The 18,367-nt window shown below is 69.8% G+C and carries 16 protein-coding genes; 4 read left to right on the forward strand and 12 right to left on the reverse strand.

What is annotated here, in order from left to right; all coding sequences use genetic code 11:
• Position 1: 1 nt before the first annotated feature.
• From ffh to G9U51_RS01255, 4 genes are read right to left on the reverse strand one after another with little or no spacing between them, the layout of a single operon-like run.
• A complete protein-coding gene (gene ffh, locus G9U51_RS01240) occupies positions 2-1,609 on the reverse strand; it encodes a signal recognition particle protein (protein ID WP_166192002.1) in 1,608 nt (535 codons plus the stop codon).
• 29 nt (positions 1,610-1,638) lie between these two features.
• Positions 1,639-3,990 carry a [protein-PII] uridylyltransferase gene (locus tag G9U51_RS01245; RefSeq protein WP_166192005.1) on the reverse strand — a complete coding sequence of 784 codons (2,352 nt, stop codon included), beginning with the start codon at positions 3,988-3,990 and terminating at the stop codon, positions 1,639-1,641.
• A gap of 2 nt (positions 3,991-3,992) precedes the next feature.
• Positions 3,993-4,331 (reverse strand): P-II family nitrogen regulator, encoded by a 339-nt coding sequence (locus tag G9U51_RS01250; RefSeq protein WP_166192008.1) that lies wholly within the window; start codon positions 4,329-4,331, stop codon positions 3,993-3,995.
• Positions 4,328-5,731, reverse strand: coding sequence for an ammonium transporter (locus G9U51_RS01255; protein WP_166192011.1), 1,404 nt, complete (start codon positions 5,729-5,731; stop codon positions 4,328-4,330). The genes G9U51_RS01250 and G9U51_RS01255 overlap by 4 nt, the downstream gene beginning before the upstream one ends.
• A gap of 76 nt (positions 5,732-5,807) precedes the next feature.
• Between G9U51_RS01255 and G9U51_RS01260 the strand changes: the two genes are divergently transcribed.
• A complete protein-coding gene (locus tag G9U51_RS01260) occupies positions 5,808-6,470 on the forward strand; it encodes an oxygenase MpaB family protein (RefSeq protein WP_166192014.1) in 663 nt (220 codons plus the stop codon).
• On the opposite strand, the gene G9U51_RS01265 is transcribed toward G9U51_RS01260, so the two are convergent.
• From G9U51_RS01265 to smc, 4 genes are all read right to left on the reverse strand, one after another.
• On the reverse strand, positions 6,421-7,611 hold the full coding sequence (locus tag G9U51_RS01265) for a threonine aldolase family protein (protein WP_166192017.1): 1,191 nt from the start codon (positions 7,609-7,611) through the stop codon (positions 6,421-6,423). The genes G9U51_RS01260 and G9U51_RS01265 overlap by 50 nt on opposite strands.
• A complete protein-coding gene (gene ftsY / locus G9U51_RS01270; RefSeq protein WP_166192020.1) occupies positions 7,595-8,866 on the reverse strand; it encodes a signal recognition particle-docking protein FtsY in 1,272 nt (423 codons plus the stop codon). Before ftsY ends, G9U51_RS01265 begins: the two co-directional genes overlap by 17 nt.
• A 60-nt stretch (positions 8,867-8,926) precedes the next feature.
• Positions 8,927-9,151 (reverse strand): hypothetical protein, encoded by a 225-nt coding sequence (locus tag G9U51_RS01275; protein ID WP_166192023.1) that lies wholly within the window; start codon positions 9,149-9,151, stop codon positions 8,927-8,929.
• A gap of 75 nt (positions 9,152-9,226) precedes the next feature.
• Positions 9,227-12,811: a chromosome segregation protein SMC gene (smc, locus tag G9U51_RS01280; protein WP_166192026.1), complete on the reverse strand. Its 3,585-nt coding sequence runs from the start codon at positions 12,809-12,811 to the stop codon at positions 9,227-9,229.
• A gap of 106 nt (positions 12,812-12,917) precedes the next feature.
• Between smc and G9U51_RS01285 the strand changes: the two genes are divergently transcribed.
• The gene (locus G9U51_RS01285) at positions 12,918-13,160 is read left to right on the forward strand and encodes an antitoxin (protein ID WP_166192029.1); all 243 of its coding nucleotides are present in this window, start codon (positions 12,918-12,920) and stop codon (positions 13,158-13,160) included.
• Here G9U51_RS01285 and G9U51_RS01290 read toward each other — a convergent pair.
• Positions 13,154-14,359, reverse strand: a complete 1,206-nt coding sequence (locus G9U51_RS01290; RefSeq protein ID WP_166192032.1) for an MFS transporter — start codon at positions 14,357-14,359, stop codon at positions 13,154-13,156. The genes G9U51_RS01285 and G9U51_RS01290 overlap by 7 nt on opposite strands.
• Positions 14,360-14,428: 69 nt before the next feature.
• Between G9U51_RS01290 and G9U51_RS01295 the strand changes: the two genes are divergently transcribed.
• Positions 14,429-14,959, forward strand: a complete 531-nt coding sequence (locus tag G9U51_RS01295) for a MarR family winged helix-turn-helix transcriptional regulator (RefSeq protein WP_166192035.1) — start codon at positions 14,429-14,431, stop codon at positions 14,957-14,959.
• A gap of 4 nt (positions 14,960-14,963) precedes the next feature.
• Here the strand turns inward: G9U51_RS01295 and map are convergent, their stop codons facing one another.
• Together map and G9U51_RS01305 are read right to left on the reverse strand one after the other, a co-directional pair.
• The gene (gene map, locus G9U51_RS01300; RefSeq protein ID WP_166192038.1) at positions 14,964-15,731 is read right to left on the reverse strand and encodes a type I methionyl aminopeptidase; all 768 of its coding nucleotides are present in this window, start codon (positions 15,729-15,731) and stop codon (positions 14,964-14,966) included.
• Between the two features lie 45 nt (positions 15,732-15,776).
• The gene (locus G9U51_RS01305; protein WP_166192041.1) at positions 15,777-16,238 is read right to left on the reverse strand and encodes a phage tail protein; all 462 of its coding nucleotides are present in this window, start codon (positions 16,236-16,238) and stop codon (positions 15,777-15,779) included.
• A 264-nt stretch (positions 16,239-16,502) separates the two neighbouring features.
• Here G9U51_RS01305 and G9U51_RS01310 point away from each other — a divergent pair, with 264 nt between their 5' ends.
• Positions 16,503-17,825, forward strand: coding sequence for an HNH endonuclease signature motif containing protein (locus G9U51_RS01310; protein WP_166192044.1), 1,323 nt, complete (start codon positions 16,503-16,505; stop codon positions 17,823-17,825).
• On the opposite strand, the gene G9U51_RS01315 is transcribed toward G9U51_RS01310, so the two are convergent.
• The gene (locus G9U51_RS01315; protein ID WP_166192047.1) at positions 17,822-18,340 is read right to left on the reverse strand and encodes a histidine phosphatase family protein; all 519 of its coding nucleotides are present in this window, start codon (positions 18,338-18,340) and stop codon (positions 17,822-17,824) included. The genes G9U51_RS01310 and G9U51_RS01315 overlap by 4 nt on opposite strands.
• Positions 18,341-18,367 lie beyond the last annotated feature (27 nt).

The raw sequence follows: 18,367 nt of genomic DNA on the forward strand, positions 1-18,367 counted from the left end.
GTCAGTCCTGCTTGCCGAGGTACTTCTCGAAACCCTTGGGCAGCTTCAGTTGCGACAGATCCGGCTCCTCCTGGGCGCCGACCGCCTCGTTGAAGGCCTTCTCGCGCGCTTCCACCTGACGCTGCTGGGCGGCGGCCTCCTGCTGGGCGCGCTTGGCCGGGTTGCCCGACTTGCCCTTCTTCTTGTTCTGGGCCTTGCCCTTCTTCGCGCCGCCGGCGCCACCGGGGATCCCCGGCATACCAGGCATTCCCGGCATACCGCCGCCGCGACGCAACTGGCGCATCATCTTCTGGGCCTGACCGAAGCGCTCGAGCAACTGGTTGACCTCGGACACCGTCACACCCGAACCGCCGGCGATGCGCGCCCGCCGTGAGCCGTTGATCTGCTTGGGGTGGGTGCGCTCGAAGGGCGTCATCGAGCGCACCATCGCCTCGACCCGGTCGAACTCCTTCTCATCGAGGGAGGCGAGCTGGTCGCGCATGTTCGCCATGCCGGGCATCATGCCGAGGATCGACTTGAGGTTGCCCATCTTGCGCACGGCGCTCATCTGCTGCAGGAAGTCGTCGAAGGTGAAGTCCTCCTCCGCCATGAACTTGCGCTGCATCTCGGCGGCCTGGCGCTTGTCGAACGCCTTCTCGGCCTGCTCGATGAGGGTGAGCACGTCGCCCATGTCGAGGATGCGCGAGGCCATCCGGTCGGGGTGGAAGACCTCGATGTCCTTGACCTGCTCGCCGATCGAGCTGTACATAATCGGCTTGCCGGTGACCGAGGCGACCGACAGGGCGGCACCACCGCGGGCGTCACCGTCGAGCTTGGACAGCACCACACCGGTGAAGTCGACGCCCTTGCTGAAGGCCAGCGCGGTCTCGATCGCGGCCTGGCCGATCATCGCGTCGATGACGAAGAGCACCTCGTCGGGCTGGATCGCGTCGCGGATATTGCGCGCCTGGTCCATCAGCGCCTCGTCCACCGCGAGCCGGCCGGCGGTGTCGACGATCACCACGTCGTACTGCCGGACCTTGGCCTGGCCGACACCCGCCTGCGCCACCCACACCGGGTCGCCGAACGAGCGCGTGCCCTCCCCGGTCTCGGTCACCGCGTCGTGGCCGCCCTCGTTGCCCCGCTCCGGCGCGAAGCACGGCACCCCGGCCCGGTCGGCCACGACTTCGAGCTGCCGCACCGCGTTGGGGCGCTGCAGGTCGGCCGCCACCAGCACCGGGAAATGTCCCTGGTCGCGCAGCAGCCGGGCGAGTTTGCCGGCGAAGGTGGTCTTGCCCGAACCCTGCAGACCGGCGAGCATGATCACCGTCGGCCCGGTCTTGGCCATGTTCAGCCGGCGGGTTTCGCCGCCGAGGATCTGGATCAGCTCGTCATTGACGATCTTGACGACCTGCTGCCCGGGGTTGAGCGCCCCACTGACCTCCGCGCCGAGCGCCCGCTGACGCACCCGGCCGGTGAATTCGCGCACCACCGGTGTCGCGACGTCCGCGTCGATGAGCGCGAGGCGGATGTCGCGGATCGTGGAGTTGATGTCGGACTCGGTGAGTCGACCCTTGCCACGAAGGTTCTTGAAGGTGCCGGTCAGGCGGTCGGACAGACTGTTGAACACGCTGCGTAGGGTATCTCGCGAGCCGTCGCTCAGGCCTCGCAGGCGTCGATCACGGCAGCGATCAGTTGCGCTGCGGCCGGTGGCGTGAGCGGTTCGTCGCCGAGCGAGGTGAGATAGAAGGTGTCGAGCGTCTGCCCGGCATAGGTCGCCACATGCGCGGAGCGGACCGCGAGGCCGAGCTTGGCGAACGTCATACCGAGATCGCGCAACAGACCCGGACGGTCGGGCGAACGCACCTCGAGCACGGTCGCGTCCGCGGACGCTCCCGGCACCACCGTGGCACGTGCGGGCGGTGCGGTCAGGTCGCGAGACTTGCCGCGCCGCCGGTCCAGCCCGCGCAGCGGAGACCGATCGCCGGTGGCGAGCCGGCGCAGGCCACGGACGAGTTCCTCGGCCTCAGGTGCCTCGTCGGTCGGCACCTCGACCTGCCAGATGTCGTATGCCGACCCCTCCAGCGTGTGCAGCAGCGCCGACCGCACCGTCATGCCGTATGCCGCGAGCAGGCCGGCCGAGTCCGCGAAGAGTCCCAGCCGGTCGCGATGGGCGATCTCGACCTGGGCGCCCCCGGCGGACGGGGTGACCTGCACCCAGGGTTCACCGACGGCGAGGCGCTCGCTCGCACCGACGGGGAGGGTCGCCGCGGGCAGTGGCTCGGTGGCGGCCGGTTCGTCGCCGAGGGTCGCGCGCACATGGGTGGTCAGGTCGCCGACCAGCTTGGCCCGCCAGCCGGTCCAGGCCTTCGGGCCGGCGGCGAGCGCGTCGGACTCGGTGAGGGCCCGCAGCTGTTCCAGCAGGTCGCGGCGTCCGTCGACCGCGGTGGACAAGGCCTTGACCGTGGCCGGATCGCGGGGATCGCGCCGGGTCGCCAGGTCGACCAGGGTGAGGTGTTCGCGGACCAGCAGCTCGACGTCGGCCACGTCCTCGTCGGGCAGGCCCATCCCCCGCGCGATGGCGGCAGCGACCGGCGCGCCCTCGAGCGAGTGGTCCAGCGCCCCGCTCACCTTGCCGATGTCGTGCAGCAGCGCGGCGAGCAGCAACAGGTCGGGGCGAGCAACATCGGCCCGCCGCTCGTAGGCCTCGACCACCGTTTCGACCAGGTGCCGGTCGACGGTGAACCGGTGCACCGCATTGCGCTGCGGGCGGCTGCGCACCGCCTTCCACTGCGGCAACCACAGGTCCACCACGCCCGCCAGGTCCAGGCTCTCCCACACCGGCAGCAGCCCCGGCCCGGTCGCGAGCAGGTCGAGGAAGGCGTCGCGCACCTCCGGCGGCCACGGCGTGCCGAGCGGCTCGAGCGTGCGGCTCAGGTTCGCGATCGTGGTGGGGGCGAGCGGCATACCGCGGCGGGCGGCGATGCGGGCGGCGCGCAGGAGCAGCAGGTGATCGTTGGGACCCGGGGTCACACCCGGACCCAGCACGACCTCGCCGTCGTGTTCGTGCAGGCCGAAGCCGAGCGGTTTCAGCACCGGCCGGCGCGGACCAACACGCAAGGTCCGCGCTCGCTGGCTCTGCGCCGCCCGCCGCATCGTCGCGTCGAGGGCATAGGAGATGGTCCGGGCCGACTGCACGACATAGGTCAGCAGCGCGTCGCTGTCGGGCAGGCCGAGCAGGGCCGTGACGGTGTCCTGGTCGTTGCGCGCCAGCCGATCCCGGCCGCGCCCGGTGGCGACATGCAGGGCGTCGCGCACATCGAGCAGCGAGGCATAGGCCTGGTCGACCGCACCGTGCGGGCGGTCGGTGAGCCAGGCCGAAGTCAGCGCCCCGAGCACGGTCATATCGCGCAGGCCACCGCGGGCCTCCTTGAGGTCCGGCTCCAGATCGCTGGTGAGGTCGCCGTGGCGCTCGTGCCGGGCGCGCAACGAGTCGATGAGCTCGGGCAACCGCTTGCGCGCGTTGGCCCGCCAATCGTGAGCGATGCCCTGGCGGACGCCAGCGACGAGCACGGCGTCACCGGCGATCCAGGTGAGGTCGAGCATGCCGACCGTGGCGGCGAGATCGGCGGCCGCCACCTGCCGGCACTCCCCCAGCGTGCGCACCGAGTGATCAAGTCGAATCCCGTTGTCCCACAACGGATACCACAACCGGTCGGCGAGCGCGTTGACGTCCTTCGAGCTGAGCGAGCGCCCGTCGTGCAGCAGCACCAGGTCGTAGTCGCTGAGCGGTCCGGGGTCACCGCGACCAACGCTGCCGACGGCCGCGAGCGCGACGCCCTGGTCCGCCCGCCCGCGGAGTGGCGCCGCCGCGTCCACCCACAGGTCGCCGAGCAGGCTGGTCGCGTATGCCGTGAGCCGGGTCCGGCGCGCTGCCCCCGCGCCGGACCGGCTGAACTCACGGGTCGCCGCCAGATCGAGCCGCCGGCCCGTGTGGTCGGTGATCGTCATCGTCAGAGCGCGGTCGGACCGTGCTCACCGGTGCGGACCCGCACGACGTCCTCGACCGGCATCACCCACACCTTGCCGTCGCCGATCCGGCCGGTCTGCGCGGTCTTGACGATGACGTCGACGACCGCCGCGGCGTCCATGTCCTCCACGATCACCTCGATGCGCACCTTCGGCACGAAGTCCACGGTGTACTCGGCGCCGCGGTAGACCTCACTGTGCCCGCGCTGCCGGCCGTACCCGCTGGACTCGCTGACCGTCATACCGGCGATGCCGTAGGCCTCCAGCGCCTCCTTCACCTCGTCGAGCTTGAACGGCTTGATGATGGCGGTGACGAGCTTCATGCGTGGACCTCACTGTCGATCTCGTGGTGGTGCCGGGCGTCCGGTTCGTGCTGGCCGAGGGGGGACACGCGACCGGCGCCGCGGCCGCCGAAGTCGTATGCCGACTCCGCGTGCTCGGCCTGGTCGATGCCGGCCACCTCGTCGTCCTCACTGATGCGCCAGCCCATGGTGGCCTTCAGCGCGAGGGCGATGACCGTGGTGACCACGGCCGTGAAGACGAGCGCGACCAGCGCGATGATGAGCTGGACGACCAACTGGCGCCAGTCGCCATACGCCAGGCCGGTGCCGCGGGCGAAGATGCCGAGCGAGATCGTGCCCCAGAAGCCGGCCACCAGGTGGACGCCGACGACATCGAGGGAGTCGTCGAAGCCGAGGCGGTATTTCAGCCCGACCGCCATCGCCGCCGCGGCACCGGCGATCACGCCGACGCCGATCGCGCCGAGCGGGGTGACATTGCCGCAGGCCGGGGTGATCGCGACCAGGCCGGCCACGATGCCGGACGCCGCGCCGACCGAGGTCGCATGCCCTTCACGCAGCTTCTCCACGACCAGCCAGCCGAGCATCGCCGCGCAGGTGGCGACGGTGGTGTTGACCCAGGCCAGCGCCGCGGAATCGTTGGCGGCGAGCGCCGAGCCGGCGTTGAAGCCGTACCAGCCGAACCACAGGATGCCGGAGCCGAGCATGACGAGCGTGACATTGTGCGGACGCATCGGCACCTTGCCGAAGCCCTTGCGGCGCCCGACGATGAGCGCGAGCACGAGGCCCGCCATACCGGCGTTGATGTGGACCACGGTGCCACCGGCGAAGTCGATCGGAGCGATCGTCGCGGCACCGTCGGTGAGGCCGAACAGCTTGGCCGCGATGCCGTCGGCGGAGCCGGAGAGCAGACCGCCGCCCCAGACCATGTGCGCGAGCGGGAAATAGGCGAGGGTGACCCACAGCGCGGAGAAGACCATCCAGGTCGAGAACTTCACCCGGTCCGACAGGGCACCGCTGATCAGCGCGACGGTGATGGCGGCGAAGGTGAACTGGAAGCCGACGAAGATGAGTGTGGGGATGCCGCCGTCCTGCAGCACGGTGGCGCCGGGTTCGCCCGGCAGCATTCCCTTCAGGCCCCAGAACTCCAGCGGACTGGCGATGATCCCGCCGATGTCCTTGCTGCCGAAGGACATCGAGTAGCCCCACAACACGTAGATCACGCCGATCAGGCCGAACGGCCCGAACGACATCATCATCATGTTGAGCACGCCCTTGGAGCGGTTGAGACCGCCGTAGAACAGCGCCAGGCCGGGGATCGTCATAAACAGCACGAGCGCGGCCGACGTCAGCATCCAGGCGGTGTTGCCCGAATCCAGCGTGGGCGGCGGCTCGGCCGCAGCGAAGGCGAGAAGAGAACTCATGACACGGAAAGTTCCCAAACGCGCGTTTCACCTGCCGCCACGTCGTGTTACAGGCATGTGACGAATAATCGGAGGTATGCCGATCCCCGCACCTCGCGTCGCGATGGCGGGCGTGGCGCAGAAGATCAGTGGCTTCATCTCGACCACGACCTTCGGCACGATCGAAGCGGCCGAACGCACGATGACCAGGGTGCGCCGGGTGCACGACCGGATCGGTGGCGTGGCCGGCGAGCGCACCTATCGCGCCGGCGACCCGGATCTGCTGACCTGGGTGCACATCGCCGAGATCAGCAGCTTCCTCGACAGCTACCAGCGGTTCGCGCCCTCGCCGCTGTCCCCCGCCGAGGCCGACCTGTATGTCGCCCAGACCGCGCGGGCAGCGCAGGGCATCGGCGTGCCGGACCCGCCGCGCTCAGTCGCGGCGCTGGACGAACGGCTCACGGCATACCGGCCGGTGCTTGAGGCGGGACCGGACGCGCGCGACGTGCGCGACTTCCTGCGCAACCCGTCACAGCTGAATTCCGTTGGCGTTGCTGGGTATTCGTTGCTCTACCGCGGCGCGATCGCGACCCTTCCGCCGTATGCCGCCCGCCTGCTCGGGCTGCCAACCGCCGGTCCCCGGCACGCGGCCGATCTGCGGCTCGGCGCGGCCGGGGTGGCGATGGTGCGCTGGATGCTGAGCGACCCGCTCATCCAGACCGATCGCCGCGCAGATCGTCGAGGATCTCGCGAGAGCTGAGTCCACGCGCGCGTTTGATATCCGCGAACGCCGATCGGCGCCGGATCGACGTGATGAGCTGTTCGACCAAGTCCGCTGGGGTCTCGGTGAGGATCTCCGGCGTCACCGTGATCTCGGTGAAGCACCACCCGGGCACGTCGGCCCGCTGCCAGCCGAAGGGCAGCGCCACGTGGTCTCGCTCCAAGGCCTGCACGACCTTCTTCCGTATGCCGTCCCGGTCGCCTTCGAGGTAGAGCCGGAAGGCATTCGTGTGCGGCTGTTCGGGGTGGACGCGTAGACCGCTCGCCCGGAACGCCTCAGCGAGGGATTGTGCGAACTCGTGCAACCGCGGCATGAGCGGCAGCACCTCGTCCAGGCCCTGGAGCGCGGACAACGCGTGCGGCGCCGCGGTCCACACGGTGCCGCCGAGCCGTCGGCGCCACAACCGGGATTCCCGCACGAAGTCCGCGTCGCCGGCGAGTGCCGCGCCGGACAGGCCGCCGAGGCCCTTGTAGAAGCTGACATAAACCGAGTCCGCGAGGCCCGCGATCTCGTCCAAGGAGCGCGCGAAATGCGGTGCCGACTCCCACAGCCGGGCGCCGTCCAGGTGGAAGGGCACTCCACGCTCCCGACAAGCGGCCGCAAGTGCAACGAGCTCCTCCCAGGTCGGCAGGAGATGGCCGGCGTCACGCAGCGGCAGCTCGACGAGCACCGCCCCGAGCTCGCCGGGGACCTTCGCGAGGTCGGCCGCGGTGGCGGTCACCGGACCGGTGGTGAGATGCACGTAGTCGAGGTCGTGCACGGCCCGAGGACCGTCTTCTTCGTGAACGATCAGATGCGACAGATCCGGCAGCGCCACCCGGCGCGAACCCAACCGCTCGGTCCAGACCCGCAGAGCGACCTGCTGGGCCATCACCCCGCTCGGGAAGTAAGCGGCGGCCTCGGTGCCCAGGAGGTCAGCGACGCGCTTCTCGACCTCGGCGACTGGGCCCCGCTCGCCGTAGCCGTCCCAACTGGTGAGGTCGTCGCCCTGGCGCTCGGCATACCTTGCGAGCGAGCGCAGGCGGTCGGCAAGGCCGACCCGCGGACGCCAGAACCCGCGCTCGGCGAAGGGCTGGGCCGCGCGGAAGCGCGCGTCGAGACTGTCAGTCGAGGACGGCATCGACGAAGGCCTTGGGGTCGAAGGGCGCGAGGTCGTCGGCGCCCTCGCCGAGGCCGACGAGCTTGACCGGGACGCCGAGTTCGCGTTGGACGAGCACGACGATGCCGCCCTTGGCGGTGCCATCGAGTTTGGTCAGCACGACGCCGGTGATGTCGACAGCCTGGGCGAAGACTTCGGCCTGGCGCATGCCGTTCTGACCGGTGGTGGCGTCGAGCACGAGCAGACACTCATCGATCGGGCTCTGCTTCTCGATGACCCGCTTGACCTTGGACAGCTCATCCATCAGGCCGACCTTGTTGTGCAGCCGGCCTGCGGTGTCGATGATCACGACGTCGACTTCTTCGTCCTTGCCGTCCTTGACCGCATCGAAGGCGACCGCCGCGGGGTCGGCGCCTTCCTTGTCGGAGCGGACGGTGGCGACGCCCACGCGGGCGCCCCAGGTCTCGAGCTGGTCGGCGGCGGCCGCGCGGAAGGTGTCGGCGGCGCCGAGCAGCACTTCCTTATCCTCGGCGACGAGCACTCGGGCGAGCTTGCCGACGGTGGTGGTCTTGCCGGTTCCATTGACGCCGACGACCATGATCACCGCCGGACGGTCGCCCTGGCGGCTGGCGGCGATGCGGCGGTCGAGGTCGGGGTTGACGAGCGTCAGCAGCTCTTCGTGCAGCCAGGCCTCCAGCCGCTCGGCGGTCGGAGTGCCCTCGACCGAAACGCGGCGCTTGAGGTTGTCCACGAGCTCGGTGGTCGCCTCGACCCCGAGGTCCGCGCCCAGCAGGGTGTCCTCGACCTCTTCCCAGACGGTTTCGTCGAGCGACCCGGCCGACAGCAGGGACAGCAGCCCCTTGCCCATCGTGTTCTGCGAACCGGCGAGTCGCGAACGCAGCCGGGTCATCCGGTTGCGGGCGGACTCCGGGCGCTCGGTGCCGACCTCGGGCTCGGTCTCGACCGGCGCAGTCTCCGGTATGGCGGGTGCGTTGTCCTCGACGGTGGGTCCGGTGGGGACTTCGGCCGGTTCGTCGTCCTTCGGCGGCGCCGGGGTCGCACCCTTGCTGGTGTCGATCGTCGCGGTGGAACTCGGCTTGTAGGTGTTCGCACCGCGCGTCGGCGCATCCTTGGCGGACGGCACCTGCGTCTCTTGCGGCGGCAGTTCCTTGGTCGCGCCGCCTCGCCCTCGCCCGCGCACGAGGGCCACGGCACCGACCACCCCGGCGACGAGGATGACGGTGATGACAGTCAGGATCTCCCAGAGCTGGTCCACGCGCCCATCATGGCAAACCGCACCGACGGGTCACGTCGGTGCGGTCCGGGCAGGTCGGGCTCAGGCGTCGGCGCGGTCGCGCTTGGCGACCGACTTGACCGATTCGGTCGCGCCCTTGGCCTTGCTGGCCACGGCCTCGGTGCCGTCGGTCACCCTCGCCACGACATGCTCGCCGCGCTCGGTGAGCAGCGGCCGGCCCTCGCGGCGGGCGGGCACGGCAACCAGACCGACCACGACGGAGGCGAGGGCGACGCAGATCAGAAGGGCGAGGATCAGCCAGAGCATGGCGCTATTGTGCCGGAACGGTCCGTGTGCTACCGCATCGAAACGCTGTGTTCCGGCTGACAGTTCGGTGAATTATCACGCGCTCGCGGGCTCGGGTTGCGGCTCGTCGGGCTGGACGTCCCGAATGCGCTGCGACACCACCGTGGTGACGCCGTCGCCGCGCATGGACACGCCATACAGCGCATCGGCGACTTCCATGGTGCGCTTCTGGTGGGTGATGACGATGAGCTGGCTGGAGTCGCGCAGTTCCTCGAAGAGGGTGATGAGGCGCCCGAGGTTGGCGTCGTCGAGGGCGGCCTCGACCTCGTCCATGATGTAGAAGGGGCTGGGCCGCGCCTTGAAGATCGACACCAGCAGCGCGACCGCGACCAGCGAGCGCTCGCCACCGGACAGCAGCGACAGCCGCTTGATCTTCTTGCCCGGCGGGCGGGCCTCCACCTCGATGCCGGTGCCGAGCATGTCCTCGGGGTCGGTGAGCACCAGGCGCCCCTCGCCACCGGGGAACAGCCGGGAAAAGACACCCTCGAACTCGCGCGCCGTGTCCTCGAACGCCTCGGCGAAAACCCGCTGCACCCGCTCGTCGACCTCGGCCACGATCTCCAGCAGGTCGCGCTTGGAGTTCTTCAGATCCTCCAGCTGCTCGACGAGGAACTTGTGTCGCTCCTCCAGCGCCGCGAATTCCTCCAACGCCAGGGGGTTGATCCGGCCGAGCTGACCCAGCTTGCGCTCGGCGGACTTGAGCCGCTTCTCCTGCTCCTCGCGCACGAACGCCGTGGGCTCTGGCTGGGCGTCCGGGTCGTCGTCCGGGCCGGCGATATGCGGGATCGGCAGGTGCGGGCCGAACTCCTCCATCAGCTTGTCGGGCTCGATGCCGAGCTCCTCGACCGCCTTGGTCTGCAGCGCCTCGATGCGCATCCGCTGCTGCGCACGCGCGATCTCGTCGCGGTGCACGGTGTCGGTGAGCTCACGCAGTTCATCGGAGATGGTCGCGACATCCTTGCGCCGCTGGGCAAGCTGGGCGTCCCGCTGCTGTCGTTGCTGCTCCGCCGCAGACCGCCGACGGCCGGCCACCTGCAGCAACTGCTCGACGTGGGCGACGAGCGTGGCGGCTCCCGCCTGGACCGCGCGAGCGGTCGACGCCTCACGCGCGCGGCGCTCGCGGCGCAGCCGCGCCTTCTCGCGAGCTTCGATCTCCGACCGCGCGGCCGCTTCGAGACCGTCGGCCCGACCGGATAGCGACCGCGCCTGTTCCTCCTTGGTGCGCAGAGCGAGGCGCAGATCCGTCTCCCGGGTGCGCGCCTGCGCGGCCTCGGCGGCCAGTCGGTCGCGCTCGTCCGTCGTCGGCTCCTCCTCTTCGGGGGCTTCCTGCGCCGAGGTGAGGCGGGCCTCGAGCTCGGTGAGCTCCTCCCGGGTCGCGGCGAGTTGCTGCTCGACGCCGGCGCGGCCGGTGGTGAGCCGGTCCCGCTCCGAGCGAGCCGCCTTGAGCGCCTGGCCGAGGCTGCTCAACTGTTCGCCGATCGAGGCCATCCGGGCATCGCTCGCGCTCAGCCGCTCGAGGGCCGCGTCCAGCGCGGCCTGCGCCTGCTCGACCTCGCCGCGGGTCTGCTCGAGCAGGAACTGCGCCCGCTCGCCCCGCTGCGCCGCCTCCTCGACCGCGGCGCGGCTCTCGTCGACGGCCGACTGGATCTCGAGCAGGCTCGGTGCACCCGATGAGCCGCCGCGCAGATAACCGGCGGCGACGAGGTCACCGTCCGCAGTCACTGCGGTGAGCGAATCATCCTGAGCCACAACGGATTTGGCATCGTCCACCGAATCAACGAGCACGATTCCGTCGAGCAGCCGGTCGACGGCTGGTCGCAGGTCGGCTGGCACCGTGACCACCTCGGCCGCCCAGCGCGCGCCGGCGGGCAGGGTCACCTCGCGGCGACCCGCATCGGGCGCTCCCGCGAGCAGCACGGTGGCCCGTCCGGCATCGTCGGCGCGCAGCCGCTCCAGCGCCGTCGCGCCCGCGTCGAGACTGTCCGCGACCAGCGCGTCGGCCGCCCAGCCGAGCGCGGCCGCGATGGCCGCCTCGTGCCCGCCAGTGACCGTCATCAGCTCGGTGAGCGAACCCCGCAACCCCGCCCCGTCAGCCTGTTCGAGCAGGTGCGCCGCGCCGTCCTGGCGACGGAGGCTGAGTTCGAGCGCATCCACCCGCGCCTGGTGCGTATGCCGGTCGCGCTCGGCCGACCGTCCCTGCTCAAGGGCCGCCTCGTGCCGCTGCTGGGCGCTCGCCAGGGCCGCCTCGGCGGCGTCATACGCCTCGTCGAGCCCTTCCTCGCCCTCCTCGTCCTGGGCGATGGTGGACTCGAGGGCGGCGTGTTCCTTCTCCAGGGCGGCGACCCGGGCGACGATCTCGTCCGCGCTGCCGGCCATCCGGCCGAGTTCGGCCTCACCGGCCTCGATCCGCGACCGGCGGGCGGCGACCTGACCTTCGAGTTTGGCCAGCCCTTCGCGCCGGTCCGCCGCGGCCCGGGCGAGCCGGGTGAGGCGCTGCTGCTCGGTGTGGTGATCGTCCTCGAGTTGCGAGCGCCGGGCGATCGCCTCTTCGAGGGCGACGCCGGCGGCCTCGATCTCCGACTCCAGGCGACTGAGTGCCTCGCGGGCTTCGGCAGCCTGCCGGCGCAGCTTCTCCGGGTCACGACCGGAGTCACTGCGTTCCTGGCTCTCGTCCTCGCTGAGCAGCCGAACCCGTTCGGCGGCGAGACTGCCGGTCGCGGCGACCCGCTCCTTGAGCGAGGACAAGCTGAACCACTGGTCCTGGATGCGGGTGAAGCGCGGCGCTGCCTCGGCGGCCTCCTGCTCCCAGCGGGCGAGTTCGCCCTGAGCGCGCTCGAGGTCGGTGCGGACCTGCTGCTGGCGTTCGAGCAGGGCGGTCTCGTCGGCGACCTCTTGCTCAAGCGTGGTGGTCAGCTGGACGAGATCGTCGGCGAGCAACCGCAACCGGGCGTCGCGCACCTCGGCCTGGATGACGGCGGCCTTGCGCGCCGTCTCGGCCTGCCGGCCGAGGGGGCCGAGCTGGCGCCGGATCTCGGTGGTGAGGTCACCCGCGCGCTGGAGGTTGGCCTCCATCTGCTCCAGCTTGCGCAGCGCTCGCTCCTTGCGCTTGCGGTGCTTGAGGACGCCGGCCGCCTCCTCGATGAAACCGCGGCGCTCCTCCGGGGTCGCGCGCAGCACGGCGTCGAGCTGACCCTGGCCGACGATGACGTGCATCTCGCGGCCAATTCCGCTGTCGGACAACAGTTCCTGCACGTCGAGCAGTCGGCACGAGGTGCCGTTGATGGCGTATTCGGAGCCGCCACCCTTGAACATCGTGCGGCGGATCGTGACCTCGGTGTAGTCGATCGGCAGCGCACCGTCGGTGTTGTCGATCGTCATCGTCACTTCGGCGCGACCAAGGGCGGGCCGACCGGGGGTGCCGGCGAAGATGACGTCCTCCATTTTGCCGCCGCGCAGGCTCTTGGCGCCCTGCTCGCCCATCACCCAGGCGAGCGCGTCGACGACATTGGACTTGCCCGAACCATTGGGGCCGACGATGCAGGTGATGCCCGGTTCGAGCCGCATCGACGTGGCCGACGCGAAGGACTTGAAGCCCTTCAGGGTGAGGCTCTTGACGTACACGAGGCGGTGGTCTCCTGCCCGGGCGGCGCTGGGTTCCGGGTCACTCTATCCGCGCGGGATGGTACTTTCGCGCAGCACGTGCCCCCACCCCGAGAGGTGAATCACGATGGTCAACTTCAACAACCTGGTCAACAAGGCCAGGGACTTCGCCCGGAAGAACCCGGACAAGGTCCGCCAGGGCCTGTCCAAGGCCGAGCAGGCGATCGACACCAAGACCGGCGGCAAGTACAACAGCCAGGTCCGCTCGGGCGTCGAGGCGGCCGAGAAGCAGCTCGGTGTCCAGGAGGCCCAGGGCCAGCCCGGTCAGCCTGGTCAGCCGGGTCAGCAGCCGCCCGCCACCGGTCAGTGAGCCGAAGCCCCGGCATACCTCACGTGCCAACTGGCACGCACGAAAAGGGGCGCGAGGCACGCGAGCGTCATGAGCGCGACGCACACCGCGAGCACGCGACCGGCACCGTATGACGCCGCCAGCACCCCGCCGAGCGCGGAGCTGAGCGGTATGACGGCCCAGCTGCCGAGCTGATCCCACGAGGCCACCCGGGCATACAGCTGCCCGGGCACTTCCTGCTGCACGACCGTCTCGTAGACCACGCCGTAGACCATCAACCCGGCGAAGCCGAGGGCCAGGCCGACGAGAACCACCGGCAGCGGCCACGGTCGCACCAAGGGCAGCATGCCGAGCGGTGTCGAGACGAGAAATGGCACGGTGCAGACCAGCGGCCGGCGCGGACGCACCCAGGTGCCGAGCAAGGCCCCGAGCAGACTGCCCAGGCCGATCGCGGCTTCGGTGAGGCCGACGGCACGCGCTCCGCCGAGGCTTTGCACCGCGATGACCTGGATCAGCACCAGGGCAGCGCCGTTGCCGACGTGGTAGACGAGTGCCATCAGAATCTGCGCCGACAACCATGGCCGGTCGACGATCGCGGAGAAGCCACCCCGCAGGTCGGCGAGGAATCTCGCCGGCTCCGCGCGCTCGGGACGCGCCCGCACCCGAAGGACGCACAGCGCGGAGATGACGAAGGACGCTGCGTTGGCGGCGAATCCGATCGGTGCGCCGGCGATCGCGACCAGCCCACCGGCGAGGACCGGCCCGGCGATCGCGGCGCCGGTCTGCAGCGAACTCAACAGGCCGTTGAGCTTCTGCCGCTCGGCGGGCTCGACGAGATCGCGCTTGAGGCTCATCATCGCCGGCATGAAGAAGGCGCTCACGGCGCCGAAGAGGCCGAATGTGACCGTGAGGATCGCAAGGTTCCAGTCGCCGGTCGCGAACATCCACGCGACGGCCGCCGCAAGCGCGGCCCGCACCAGATCGCTGCTCACCATGATCACCGTGGGCGGCAGGCGGTCGGCCCACACCCCGCCGACCAGGCTGAAGATCAGCCGGCCGGCCATCGTCGCGCCGATCGGCAGGCCGAGATCCGCGGCGCTGCCGCCGTGGGTCAGCACCGCCACCGCGAGCGCGACCGACACGAAGCCGTCGCCGAGCCAGGACAATCCCTGGCCGAGCATCAGCCAGCGGACGTCGTGATGGCGAAGGACGCGGCGCATGACCGACATCATCATACGGCGTCTAACTATCTGTCAACGAATAATCCGCGATCTGCCACACTATCCGGCATGGCTGCTGCACGAGATTCCGTCGACGACCATCTGGACCGCTGGTCGGCCCTGTGGACCGATGTCGACGGCTACGACCGCGAGGTCGAAGGCGCGCTCTCGCGGATGATGTCGATCACCAAACTGTCGAGCCAGCGGTTGCGCACCTTGTTGCGTCACGATCCCCTCTCGTATGACGAGTTCATGACCCTGCACGCGCTCGTCGGCGGCGAGGTGAAGGAGCAAGCTCGCTCGACGCCGGCCGAGCTCGCCAAGCGCACGGGGGTCACCCGGGCTGGTATGACGAGCCGCGTCGACAAGCTGGTGCGCGCCGGGCTGGCGACGCGCACCGAAGACCCCAAGGACCGGCGCAGCATCGTCATCGAGATCACCCCGGATGGGCGCGCGGCATGGGACCGGATCATCACCCTGTGGACGCACGAGGAGCAGCGGTTGCTCTCTGCCCTCTCGGTCACCGAGTTGCGCCGGCTCAACGTCCTGCTGCGCCGGGTGCTGATCACCGCCGAAGCAGACGCGACCAGCGAGCGGTGAGTGTCTAGCGAGCGGTGAGGACGAGCGGGTCGCCGTCGGTGATTGCGATGGTGTGCTCGCTGTGCGCCCCACGGGAGCCGTCCACGCTGCGCAGGGTCCACCCGTCGCGGTCGGTGTAGAGCTGGTCGGTCCCCCGCATCAGCCAGGGCTCGATCGCGATGACCAAGCCCGGACGCAGCACAAGGCCCCGCCCGGCGCGCCCGTCATTGGGCACATGGGGCTCGCCGTGCATCGTGCGGCCGACACCGTGGCCGCCGAACTGGGTGTTGACCGCATAGCCCGCACCGTGGCAGACCTGCGCGATAGCGGCGGAGATGTCGCCGAGCTTGTTGCCGGCCTTGGCCACGCCGATGGCTGCCTCCAGGGCTTCTTCAGTGGTGTCGATGACCCGCTGGTCCTGCTCGTCGCGGTGCTTGCCAACGATGGTCGAGACCGCCGAGTCGGCGACCCAGCCGTTGATCGAGGCGGCGAAGTCGAGGCTCAGCAGGTCCCCATCGCGCAGCCGATAGTCGTGCGGCAGACCGTGCAGGACGGCGTCGTTGACGCTCGTGCACAGCACCTTGCCGAACGGGCTCGCGCCGAAACTCGGGTGGTAGTCGATATAGCACGACTCCCCGCCCGCCTCGCGAATCATCTTGTGCGCCAAGGCGTCCAGGTCGAGCAGGTTGACGCCGACATCGGCGGCCTCGAGCAGCGCGGTGAGCACCGAGGCGACGAAGCGGCCGGCCGGCCGCATCGCCTCGACCTCGGCGGGGGTCTTGAGTTCGATCACGAGGTCAACGTACGCCGCGGCCTTGGTTGCGACGTAGCGGGTCGGTCAGTGCTCGTTCTTGATGACGAAATACGAGCCGCGAATCGTGCCGGCGAGCTTGGACTTCTGCCGGGCGAACTTGAACGCACTGAGCTCCTCCGGCACCTCCATGCCGTCGGACAGCTTGAAACCGACGGCGCGCTTCTCGCCCTCGGCGAGCGTGTAGAGCACGTTGATCGCCAGGCCGCTCTCGTAGAAGACGTAAACCCAGCGGATCCCCTCGGGGTTCGGCTCGGCGACTTCGAGGGCGGGCGAAGCAATCTTGATGCCGCGCTCCTCCTGCAGGATTCGGGTCACCCAGTCGAGGGTGTCCTTCGCCTCGTCCGCTGGGACTGTGGTGAAGGTGATGTCGTATTTGTTCTTGAAGTAGCGCGCCTCGTTGGCGCGCAGCCCGGCGAGGGCGTCGGCGACAGGTGACGACTCGAGGCCGACGGTGGACACGTCGGTGAAGTCAACGGCATACGGCATGGGCGCTCCTTGGCTCGCGGATGATGGGTGGTGAGTCTGCTGCATCTGGTTGACGAACGACAGGCTGCGGATGTGACATCTCGATGATCGCGGCCGGCCGTGGTGCCAGCCAAAGCGGCGTCGTGAGCCCACGAACCCGATCCCCATATCACGGACCACTGACAGCGCTGACGGTGTCGATCGCGTTGTCTCCCAGGCGAATAAGTTCTCCACAACGTCGTCGAAATCCTTGAATTGTAGGTTCGAACACAGATACAATCAGGTATGCCGCCCACCAGCACTGCGACACCGAGCAACCGGTCCGCCGGGCTGCTCGCGGACGCGGCACGCCTGGTGAGCCAAGCCTTCGAACTGCTCGCCAACGACGACGCCACGATCGAACTGCCGCGGCAGGAGTTCGCGGCCCTGGCCGGGGACTGCGAGCAGTTGCGGCACCGTATCGAAGCCACCCAGGTCGTCGCGATGGCCCGGTACGCCGCCATCGAAGAAACCACCGACCCGGACACCGGCCAAACCCGGGAGGTCCACCACCCCTTGGGTCACGCCGAAGAGTTCGCCGACACCGACCTGGGCACCGCACTCAACTGGTCACCGCGCACCGCCTCCGGCCGGCTCAGCGACGCGGTCACCGCCGCCGAACGCACCCCACGCCTGTTGCGGATGGCCGGTCACGGCCAGGTCGGGATGGCCCAGGTCCGCGCGGTCGGTGACGAACTATTGAACGCCTCCCCAGCCACCTGCGCCGTCGTCGAAGACGACGTCATCCGCGCCGGGATCACCGGGTGGACCACCCGGCAAACCGCCCGCCGCACCCGCACCCTGGTGCTGACATGGGAAACCGGCGCCGCCCGCCAAGCCGCCACCCGCGAACGCCGCCGCGAACTCGGGGTCTGGTTCACCGGCCACCACATCCACGGGCTGACCAGCATGACCGCGGTCCTGCCCAGCGAACTGGCCGCCACCGTGCACGGCATCATCGAAGACCACGCGCACCACCTGCGGGACATGTCCGCCACCAGCAAAACGTTGGCCGAGCACCGCGTGGACGCCCTGACCGACCTGATCAGCGCCCAGGCCGAGGTCACCACCACCCTGGTCTTCCACGTCCCCGTCCGACCCAGCGACGACGGCCACACCCGCGCCCTGGGGGATGTGACCATTCCCGGGATCGGGCACATCCCCGCCGAGGTGATCACCCGCCTGACCCGCGACCTGGACACCACCCTGGTGCGCGCCCTCACCGACCCGGCCACCGGCGTCCTGCACGACACCAGCAGCGACGCCTACCGCCCCGGGATCCGGATCCGCAGATTCCTGGAAACCCGCGACCAACACTGCCGATTCCCCACCTGCGACACCCCCGCCCGAGCCTGCGAAGCCGACCACGTCACCCCCTGGCCCAACGGCCCCACCACCCCGGCCAACCTGCAACTGCTGTGCAAACACCACCACCGCGTCAAACACGAATCAAACTGGTCGGTGACCATGACCGACGACGGTGTCTGCACCTGGACCAGCCCGCACGGCAACACTTACATCACCGAACCCGAAAACACCACCACCGCCCGACTCGACCGCGCCAGCTAGCCGCAATCGACCGTGACCACGTCCGGGAACGCGAGGTTCGACCAGTAGGCACCTGCCTCCGCCGGGTCGACGATGCCCCGTGAGAGCAGCCACGCGGTGAGCACCATTCCGTGTGTCCCGATGACGAGGGGTCGCTCCCCCGTCGCGTGCGCTCGCACGCCGTCCTCGAAGCGAGCCGCGGCCTCGGCGGACGTCTCCCAGCCGGTATGCCGTTCGTCGGGTCGCCGCTCGATCCAGGCGAGCCGACGAGCACGCACGTCGGCATCGAAGGGTTCGCCGGGTCGGCATACCTCGGCGAAGCGAGCGTCGGTGACGATCGACGCCGAACCGGTGGCGAGCGAAACCGTTTGTGCCGCTTTGGTTTCCGGACTCGACACGACGTCCGCATCAGTCGGCAGCAGGCCACGCAACGCGCGCGCGGCCGACTCACCCTCCGGCGACAGCTGCCACTGAGCCGACGCGATGCGGGCATCCAGTGCTGGCATCGCATGCCGCACCAGGATGAGCCGACTCAACTCACCACCTCGATCGGACCGCGCTGT

The sequence above is a fragment of the Metallococcus carri genome (assembly GCF_011440275.1).
Taxonomy (GTDB): Bacteria; Actinomycetota; Actinomycetes; order Actinomycetales; family Dermatophilaceae; genus Metallococcus; species Metallococcus carri.

Bases quoted from the DNA above. Each gene is read 5' to 3' on its own strand.
- G9U51_RS01275 (WP_166192023.1), bottom strand. From the start codon at position 9,151: ATGCTCTGGCTGATCCTCGCCCTTCTGATCTGCGTCGCCCTCGCCTCC.
- G9U51_RS01260 (WP_166192014.1), top strand. From the start codon at position 5,808: ATGCCGATCCCCGCACCTCGCGTCGCGATGGCGGGCGTGGCGCAGAAG.
- G9U51_RS01290 (WP_166192032.1), bottom strand. From the start codon at position 14,359: ATGCGCCGCGTCCTTCGCCATCACGACGTCCGCTGGCTGATGCTCGGC.
- G9U51_RS01265 (WP_166192017.1), bottom strand. From the start codon at position 7,611: ATGCCGTCCTCGACTGACAGTCTCGACGCGCGCTTCCGCGCGGCCCAG.
- G9U51_RS01245 (WP_166192005.1), bottom strand. From the start codon at position 3,990: ATGACGATCACCGACCACACGGGCCGGCGGCTCGATCTGGCGGCGACC.
- G9U51_RS01285 (WP_166192029.1), top strand. From the start codon at position 12,918: ATGGTCAACTTCAACAACCTGGTCAACAAGGCCAGGGACTTCGCCCGG.
- G9U51_RS01305 (WP_166192041.1), bottom strand. From the start codon at position 16,238: ATGCCGTATGCCGTTGACTTCACCGACGTGTCCACCGTCGGCCTCGAG.
- G9U51_RS01255 (WP_166192011.1), bottom strand. From the start codon at position 5,731: ATGAGTTCTCTTCTCGCCTTCGCTGCGGCCGAGCCGCCGCCCACGCTG.
- G9U51_RS01250 (WP_166192008.1), bottom strand. From the start codon at position 4,331: ATGAAGCTCGTCACCGCCATCATCAAGCCGTTCAAGCTCGACGAGGTG.
- G9U51_RS01310 (WP_166192044.1), top strand. From the start codon at position 16,503: ATGCCGCCCACCAGCACTGCGACACCGAGCAACCGGTCCGCCGGGCTG.
- G9U51_RS01295 (WP_166192035.1), top strand. From the start codon at position 14,429: ATGGCTGCTGCACGAGATTCCGTCGACGACCATCTGGACCGCTGGTCG.